Source organism: Streptomyces sp. NPDC037273, from assembly GCF_055603625.1.
In genome coordinates, this window is record NZ_JBVJVO010000021.1 from 107,154 (window position 1) to 113,655 (window position 6,502).

Annotated in this window: 9 protein-coding genes; 5 read left to right on the top strand and 4 right to left on the bottom strand. The window is 73.2% G+C overall.

Features of this window, described 5'->3' with window-relative positions:
• Position 1: 1 nt before the first annotated feature.
• The 3 genes from ACZ7G1_RS35895 to cynR form a co-directional block, all read right to left on the bottom strand.
• Positions 2-556: a DUF4352 domain-containing protein gene (locus ACZ7G1_RS35895; protein ID WP_470882365.1), complete on the bottom strand. Its 555-nt coding sequence runs from the start codon at positions 554-556 to the stop codon at positions 2-4.
• An 81-nt stretch (positions 557-637) separates the two neighbouring features.
• Positions 638-1,195, bottom strand: coding sequence for a GlcG/HbpS family heme-binding protein (locus ACZ7G1_RS35900; RefSeq protein WP_470882392.1), 558 nt, complete (start codon positions 1,193-1,195; stop codon positions 638-640).
• 188 nt (positions 1,196-1,383) lie between these two features.
• On the bottom strand, positions 1,384-2,277 hold the full coding sequence (cynR, locus tag ACZ7G1_RS35905) for a transcriptional regulator CynR (RefSeq protein ID WP_470882363.1): 894 nt from the start codon (positions 2,275-2,277) through the stop codon (positions 1,384-1,386).
• 83 nt (positions 2,278-2,360) lie between these two features.
• Here cynR and ACZ7G1_RS35910 point away from each other — a divergent pair, with 83 nt between their 5' ends.
• Both ACZ7G1_RS35910 and cynS read left to right on the top strand, forming a co-directional pair.
• Positions 2,361-2,960, top strand: a complete 600-nt coding sequence (locus ACZ7G1_RS35910; RefSeq protein WP_470882361.1) for a carbonic anhydrase — start codon at positions 2,361-2,363, stop codon at positions 2,958-2,960.
• Between the two features lie 40 nt (positions 2,961-3,000).
• The gene (cynS, locus tag ACZ7G1_RS35915; RefSeq protein WP_470882359.1) at positions 3,001-3,471 is read left to right on the top strand and encodes a cyanase; all 471 of its coding nucleotides are present in this window, start codon (positions 3,001-3,003) and stop codon (positions 3,469-3,471) included.
• Here the strand turns inward: cynS and ACZ7G1_RS35920 are convergent, their stop codons facing one another.
• Positions 3,472-4,083 (bottom strand): TetR/AcrR family transcriptional regulator, encoded by a 612-nt coding sequence (locus ACZ7G1_RS35920; RefSeq protein WP_470882358.1) that lies wholly within the window; start codon positions 4,081-4,083, stop codon positions 3,472-3,474.
• 190 nt (positions 4,084-4,273) lie between these two features.
• Between ACZ7G1_RS35920 and ACZ7G1_RS35925 the strand changes: the two genes are divergently transcribed.
• The 3 genes from ACZ7G1_RS35925 (at position 4,274) to ACZ7G1_RS35935 (ending at position 6,370) form a co-directional block, all read left to right on the top strand.
• Positions 4,274-5,035 (top strand): SDR family NAD(P)-dependent oxidoreductase, encoded by a 762-nt coding sequence (locus ACZ7G1_RS35925; RefSeq protein WP_470882357.1) that lies wholly within the window; start codon positions 4,274-4,276, stop codon positions 5,033-5,035.
• A gap of 88 nt (positions 5,036-5,123) precedes the next feature.
• A complete protein-coding gene (locus ACZ7G1_RS35930; RefSeq protein WP_470882356.1) occupies positions 5,124-5,831 on the top strand; it encodes a TetR family transcriptional regulator in 708 nt (235 codons plus the stop codon).
• A 152-nt stretch (positions 5,832-5,983) separates the two neighbouring features.
• Complete coding sequence (locus ACZ7G1_RS35935; protein ID WP_470882354.1) at positions 5,984-6,370, top strand: zinc ribbon domain-containing protein; 387 nt, start codon at positions 5,984-5,986, stop codon at positions 6,368-6,370.
• The last annotated feature ends 132 nt before the right edge of the window (positions 6,371-6,502 follow it).

Sequence of the window (6,502 nt, forward strand, 5' to 3'; positions counted from 1 at the left end):
CTCAGCGGACCTTCCACTGGCCGACGTCGCCGGAGAATCCGCTGTTCATCGCGAACTGCACCTTCACGACCTTCGCGTCGCGGGGCAGTTCGAAGGTGATGAACCCGAGGCCGGTGTCCCCGGCGGCGAGCGTGACGCTGCCCGGGAACTCCGGTCCGGCGGCGGTCGGCGACAGGGAGGCGGAGAACTGCTGGCCCTGCTGGTCGATGACGCGCGCCCCGTTGCCCGGGGAGTCGGAGTAGACGACCGTGCCCGTGTTCTTCAGCCGGAACTGCACGGCCACGAACTTGTTCCCGGGGTCCGGGGCGAGGAACTCGTTGCTCGCCCGCGCCGGGTCGACGACCTTGACGAGCGTCACGTCCAGCGCCTCCCCGGCGTTGTTCCCCTCCAGCGCGAGCGTGGTCCCGACCCTGGCCGGATCGGGTGGCGTCGGCGAGGGAGCGGCGACGCCGGGCACCGCGGCCGCCGCCGGGGACACGGCGAGGGCCGCGCCTCCGGCGACGCCGGCGGTCCCGAGGAAGAGTGCGGTCAGTCCGCTGGCGAGCGCGCGGCGCATCGCGGCCTCCGAGGGAAGTACCACCCCGAGCGACAGAACCATCATCCTCTTCCGGCGCGGAGGCCGCGCGGTGGTGGCGCCTTACTTGCCGAGGGCGGCGACGCCGGCCTGGGCGAACTTCTCGTCGAGGTCGCCGGAGGGGGCGCCGGCGACGCCGATGCCCGCGATGGGGGCGCCCTTGGCGGTGACGGGGGCGCCGCCGGCGAGGAAGAGGGTGCCGGGGATGTCCTTGAGGGTGGGGGCGTTGGTGAGGCGCTTGGCGAGCTCGGAGGTGGGGGCGTTCCAGGAGACGGCGGTGTAGGCCTTCTTGACGGCCGACTCGTAGGACTGCGGGCCCGCGCCGTCGCCGCGGAGGGTGACGAGGGTGTTGCCGTTGCGGTCGACGACGGCGACGGAGACGCGCTGGTTCTCCTTCTCGGCGGCGTCCAGGGTGGCCCGCGCGGCCTTGGTGGCGGCCTCGATCGTCAGGTGCGTGGAACGCGTGGTGTTCTTGTTCTTGACGTCGGCCTTGGCGGCGGCCGGGGCGGCCGCCGTGTTCTCGCCGGTGGCGCTCGCGGAGTAGGCACCGAAGCCGCCGAGGGCGAGAGCGGCGACGATCGCGCCACCCGTGACGAGACGGGTGCGCGAGGTCTTCTTCACGTGCTTCATGGGGGTCTGCTCCAGTGGACTCGTAACCGCGTGGGCCGCCGACGACCGTGGCCCGCTCTGTCCTCCATCCTGGTGGCGATCCCCTCACCCTCCGTCGTCGTCCCGGCTGCACCCGGCGCCCGCAACGGTGGACCCCGGGGTCATCCGATCGGTTGACCCCGGGCCCTCTCCGGCTCTCCTCAGCCCTCCTCCCCGCCCCAGCGCGCCGCGAGTTCGGCGAAGGCCCCGGCGGCCGCGCTGCGGTAGCCCGCCGCCCGGCGGAGCAGGGCGACACCGCGGGCCGGGAGGGCGGGGGAGAGGGGTACGGGGCCGAGCTCGGGGTGCTCGCGGGTGACGGCGTCCGGAAGGACGGTGGCCAGCGCGGTACGGCGGACCAGCTCGGTGAGCGCGCTGACGGAATCGGTCTCGATCGCGATCCGGGGCCGTACGCGATGCTCGGAGACGTACGCGTCGATGTGCAGCCGGGTGGCGAAGTCCCGGCTGAGCAGCGCGAGGTGATGGTCGCTCAGTTCGGCGACCGGGAGCGGCTCGGTCCGGCCCGCGAGCGGGTGGCCGGGGCCCACGACGAGCCCGAGGGTCTCGGTGAACAGGACGGTCGCCTCGACGCCCGGGAGGTGGCCGCCCTGGAAGCCGATGCCCAAGTCGAGCCGGTCGGCGAGCAGTTCGGCCTCGATGCGGTCCTGGGGGAGCTCCCGCAGCTCCACGCCGATGCCCGGATGGCGGGAGTGGAAGGCGGCGACCAGCGGGCCGGTCAGGTAGGCCGTGAAGGTGGGGGTGACGGCGAGCCTGAGGTGGCCGCGGGAGAGGTCGTGCACGTCGAGCAGCGCCCGCTCGCCCGCGGCCAGGTCGCGCAGGGCCCGCCGGGCGTAGCGGGCATAGGTCTCCCCGGCGTCCGTGAGCCGTACCGTGCGGCCGCCGCGGTCGAGGAGCTGCGCCCCGAGCGCCTTCTCCAGCTGCTTGATCTGCTGGGAGAGCGTGGGCTGGGCGATACGGAGCTCCTCGGCGGCACGCGTGAAGTTGGCGTGCTCGGCGACGGCGAGCAGATAGCGGAGGTGGCGGAGTTCCGGCTGCATGCGGCCCACTATAGATCGCATCTATAGCAGAGATCGGCGACAGGTCTTGGACGCTATAGCCCCTGCTCGTGCAGGGTGAGGACATGCCTCATCTCGCCGAGGGAATCGCCCGCTTCCAGCGGGAGGTCTTCCCTGCCAAGGCCGGGCTCTTCGCCCGCCTGGCCACCGCCCACCGCCCCGGAACGCTCTTCATCGGCTGCTCGGACGCCCGTGTCGTCCCCGAGCTGATCACCCAGACCGACCCGGGCGAGCTCTTCGTCGTCCGCACCGCGGGGAACCTCGTCCCCGCCCACACCCCGGGCACCGACGGGGTCACCGCCGCCGTCGAGTACGCCGTCGCCGTCCTCGGCGTCCGGGACGTCATCGTCTGCGGGCACTCCGCCTGCGGCGCCATGACCGCCCTCGCCGAAGGCCGCGACCTGACCGCCGCGCCCTCCGTCGCCGCCTGGCTCCGGCACGCCGACGCCTCGCTGGCCCGGACCGCCGCCGCCGGCCGGCAGGGGGACGTGGCCGCGCTCGTGCGGGAGAACGTCACCGCGCAGCTGGCCAACCTCGCCACCCACCCCTCGGTGGCCCGCGCCCTGGCCGAAGGAGCCCTGCGGCTCCACGGCTGGGTCTTCGACATCGCCGACGGCACCGTCGAGGAACTCGCCACCACCACGAGCCCCGCGCTCGCCGCCTGACCACCCGGACCGACCCCCACCACAGAAGGAGCAACCTCCCATGGCACACGCCCAGTTCGACCCCACCGCCCGCCAGGCCCTCGCGATCGCCGCCGTCGACGCCAAGGACCGCAAGGACCTGACCTGGCAGGAGATCGCCGACGCCGCCGGGCTCTCCGTCGCCTTCACCACCGCCGCCGTCCTCGGCCAGCACGCCCTGCCGGCGGAGGCCGCGCGGGCCGTCGCCGGACTCCTCGGCCTCGACGAGGACGCCGAGCGCCTGCTGCGCGCGATCCCCACCCGAGGCTCCCTCGACGGCGCCGTCCCCACCGACCCGACGATCTACCGCTTCTACGAGATGCTCCAGGTCTACGGCACCACGCTGAAGGCCCTGGTCCACGAGCGGTTCGGCGACGGCATCATCTCCGCGATCAACTTCAGGCTGGACGTGAAGAAGGTCGCCGACCCCGAGGGCGGCGAGCGCGCGGTGATCACCCTTGACGGCAAGTACCTGCCGACCAGGCCCTTCTGATCAGTTCGCGGCGGCGGCCGCCCCGGCGCCGAGCAGGGCGAGCGAGTTCGCCCACAGGACGTCGAGGCGGCCCGGGTCGTCGTACAGCTTGGCGAAGAGGACCTGGCCCTCCAGCTGGGCGACCAGGGCGCGGGCCGAGGCCCGCGGCTCGGCGACGGTGACCTCGCCGCGCCCGCGGGCCTCGGCGACGGCCGCCTCGACCAGCGAGACCTGCTCGTCGAAGACCTCCCGCAGCCGCACCCGGACGCTCTCCGTCCGGGTGCTCATCTCCAGGGCCAGGTTCCCGAGCAGACAGCCGGTCACGGCCCCGCAGCTCTCCCGGTCGGCCCGCAGCCCCGCCTCGGTGGCCTCGTACAGCCGGCGCAGCCGCGCGAGCGGCGGGACGTCGGGGGCCAGCGCGCGCTCCCACTCGGCGCGCTGTCCGGCCCAGTGCTCGTCGACGACGGCGAGCGCCAGCTCCTCCTTGGACGCGAAGAAGTAGTAGAAGCTGCCCTTCGGCACCCCGGCCGCCACGCAGATCTCGGCCACGCCAAGGGCCGCGTAGCCGCGCGAGAGCATCAGCGTCTCCGCGGCGGTCAGGATGCGCTCCCGCGCGTCACTCGTTCGCCCCATGACGCGAGTCTACGACCGGTCGACTACCTCCCTGCCGAACGCCCGGCCTCCGCTTCCGGGGGCGCCGCCCACGGTTCTATGGTGGGCGGCGCAGATCGCGCGGACCGCGCGGTCCACCGCGGGCTCGCGCCCGATCCGGCGGCCAACCCGGCGGCAGGGTCGCACCCGCACGACACGAACGAGGAGTTCCATGGACATCGCCGGCTCCGCCGCTCTCGTCACCGGTGCCGCTTCCGGTCTCGGGGCCGCCACCGCCGCCGCGCTCGCCGCCCGCGGCGCCACCGTCTACGGCCTGGACCTCGGCAAGGCCGTGGCCGCCGCAGGGGAGCTGCCGGAGGGCGTACGGCTGCTCGCCGCCGACGTCACCGACGAGGAGCAGGTCCGCGAGGCGCTCGCCGCGATCGACGCCGACGGCGCCGAACTCCGGCTGGCCGTGAACTGCGCGGGCATCGCCCCCTCCGCCCGCGTCCTCGGCCGCAAGGGACCGCACGACCTCGACCTGTTCCGTACGGTGCTCAACGTGAACCTGCTCGGCACCTTCAACGTGATGCGGCTCGCCGCCGAGGCCATCGCCCGGCACGAGCCCGACGAGCACGGGCAGCGCGGCCTCGTCGTGAACACCGCCTCGATCGCCGCCTTCGAGGGCCAGGTCGGCCAGATCGCGTACGCGGCCTCCAAGGCGGGCGTCGCCGGGATGACCATCACCGCCGCCCGCGACCTCGCGCAGTTCGGCATCCGGGTCGTCACCATCGCCCCCGGGATCGTCGACACCCCGATGATGGCCGGGTTCGGCGAGGACGTCAGGGCCGGTCTCGCCGCGAGCGTCACCTTCCCGCAGCGCCTCGCGCGCCCGGAGGAGTACGCCCGGCTCGTGACGATGATCGCCGAGCACGACTACCTCAACGGCGAGACCATCCGGATGGACGGCGCCCTGCGCATGGCCCCCCGCTGATCCTCCGTACCCTCAGGAGAGCACTCGGTGCCGGATTCATCCGGCACCAAGTGCCGCGCGGGGCCGTTCCGGGTGTTAGGTTCGGGCCATGGGAACTGCGTCGACGAACTCCACGAAGCCCGCGATGCGGGACTCCCTCATCGCCGCGGCCTTTCAGCTCTTCCTGGAGCGGGGCTACGAACAGACCACCGTCGACGACATCGTCACGCTCGCGGGCGTCGGCCGGCGGTCCTTCTTCCGCTACTTCCCGTCGAAGGAGGACGTGGTCTTCCCCGACCACGAGCAGTGCCTCGCCGACATGACCCGCTTCCTCGCGGCGAGTGCCGACTCCGACGACCCGGTGGTCCGCGTCTGCGACGCCGCCCGGCTCGTCATGCGGATGTACGCCGAGAACCCGACCTTCTCCGTACAGCGCTACCGGCTCACCCGCGAGGTCACCGGACTGCGCACCTACGAGCTCTCGGTCGTCTGGCGGTACGAGAAGACCCTCGGCGACTACCTGCGCACCCGCTGGGCCGACCGCAAGGACGGCACCCTGCGGGCCAACGTCGTCGCGGCGGCCGTCGTCGCCGCCCACAACCACGCCCTGCGGCACTGGCTGCGCTCGGGCGGCGAGGGCGACCCGCAGGCGGAGGTCGACCGGGCGCTGGACTTCGTGCGCGCGACCTGGAGCCGGGACGCGGCGGCGGAGTCGCCGGCCGAGGAGACCGAGGACGTCGTCGTGGTCATCACCAAGAGGTCCACCCCGATGTGGCGTGTGGTGCGCGAGGTCGAGTCGAGCCTCGGCGAGAGCTGAGGGACGACGGCCGGCGGGCGGACGCGCGGCCTGCCGGCGACCAGGGTTCTCAGTATCCGGAATAGAGGGAACTCAGGTCTTTATTTGATGGCACTCAGTGCCATATCTTGGGCCTTGCACGGTCGAGCCGCCGAGTGCAAGGAGAAGACATCGTGTTCCACACGGGACTGAGGAGCGGGACCGCCGTCCAGGACGACGAGTCGACCCCGGACTCCGAGCTCTACTTCCAGCGCTGCCGCTGGTGCCACACCACGACGTTCCAGCGCCTGCTCTGCCCGACCTGCGGGTCGACCGACCTCGCGCCCGAACTCAGCGACGGCGAGGGCGTGATATCCGTACGGCGCGGGGTCGCCGCCGCCGACGCGGACCTCTGGCCGGTGCACATGACCGAGGGCTTCGTGGTCCGCTGCCGGGTCGACGGACCGCTCCACGCGGTGCGCCCCGGAGTCCGCGTCAAGCTCTCCTCCGGCGCCGGGGTCACCGGGCGCAGGCCGGTCGTCAGGCTCTGCGACGAGGTGCCGCTCGACGGCTGGTTCTGACGGCGGTTCCGACGGCCGCGAAAACCGAGAGGGGGGGGGGGGGGGGGGGGGGGGGGGGGGGGGGGGGGGGGGGGGGGGGGGGGGGGGGGGGAGGGGGGGAGGGGGGGAAGAATTGGCGGACTCTATTGATGG

Coding starts and splice junctions, on each gene's coding strand:
- ACZ7G1_RS35925 (WP_470882357.1), top strand. CDS start 4,274: ATGGACATCGCCGGCTCCGCCGCTCTCGTCACCGGTGCCGCTTCCGGT.
- ACZ7G1_RS35895 (WP_470882365.1), bottom strand. CDS start 556: ATGCGCCGCGCGCTCGCCAGCGGACTGACCGCACTCTTCCTCGGGACC.
- ACZ7G1_RS35910 (WP_470882361.1), top strand. CDS start 2,361: ATGCCTCATCTCGCCGAGGGAATCGCCCGCTTCCAGCGGGAGGTCTTC.
- ACZ7G1_RS35930 (WP_470882356.1), top strand. CDS start 5,124: ATGGGAACTGCGTCGACGAACTCCACGAAGCCCGCGATGCGGGACTCC.
- cynS (WP_470882359.1), top strand. CDS start 3,001: ATGGCACACGCCCAGTTCGACCCCACCGCCCGCCAGGCCCTCGCGATC.
- ACZ7G1_RS35920 (WP_470882358.1), bottom strand. CDS start 4,083: ATGGGGCGAACGAGTGACGCGCGGGAGCGCATCCTGACCGCCGCGGAG.
- cynR (WP_470882363.1), bottom strand. CDS start 2,277: ATGCAGCCGGAACTCCGCCACCTCCGCTATCTGCTCGCCGTCGCCGAG.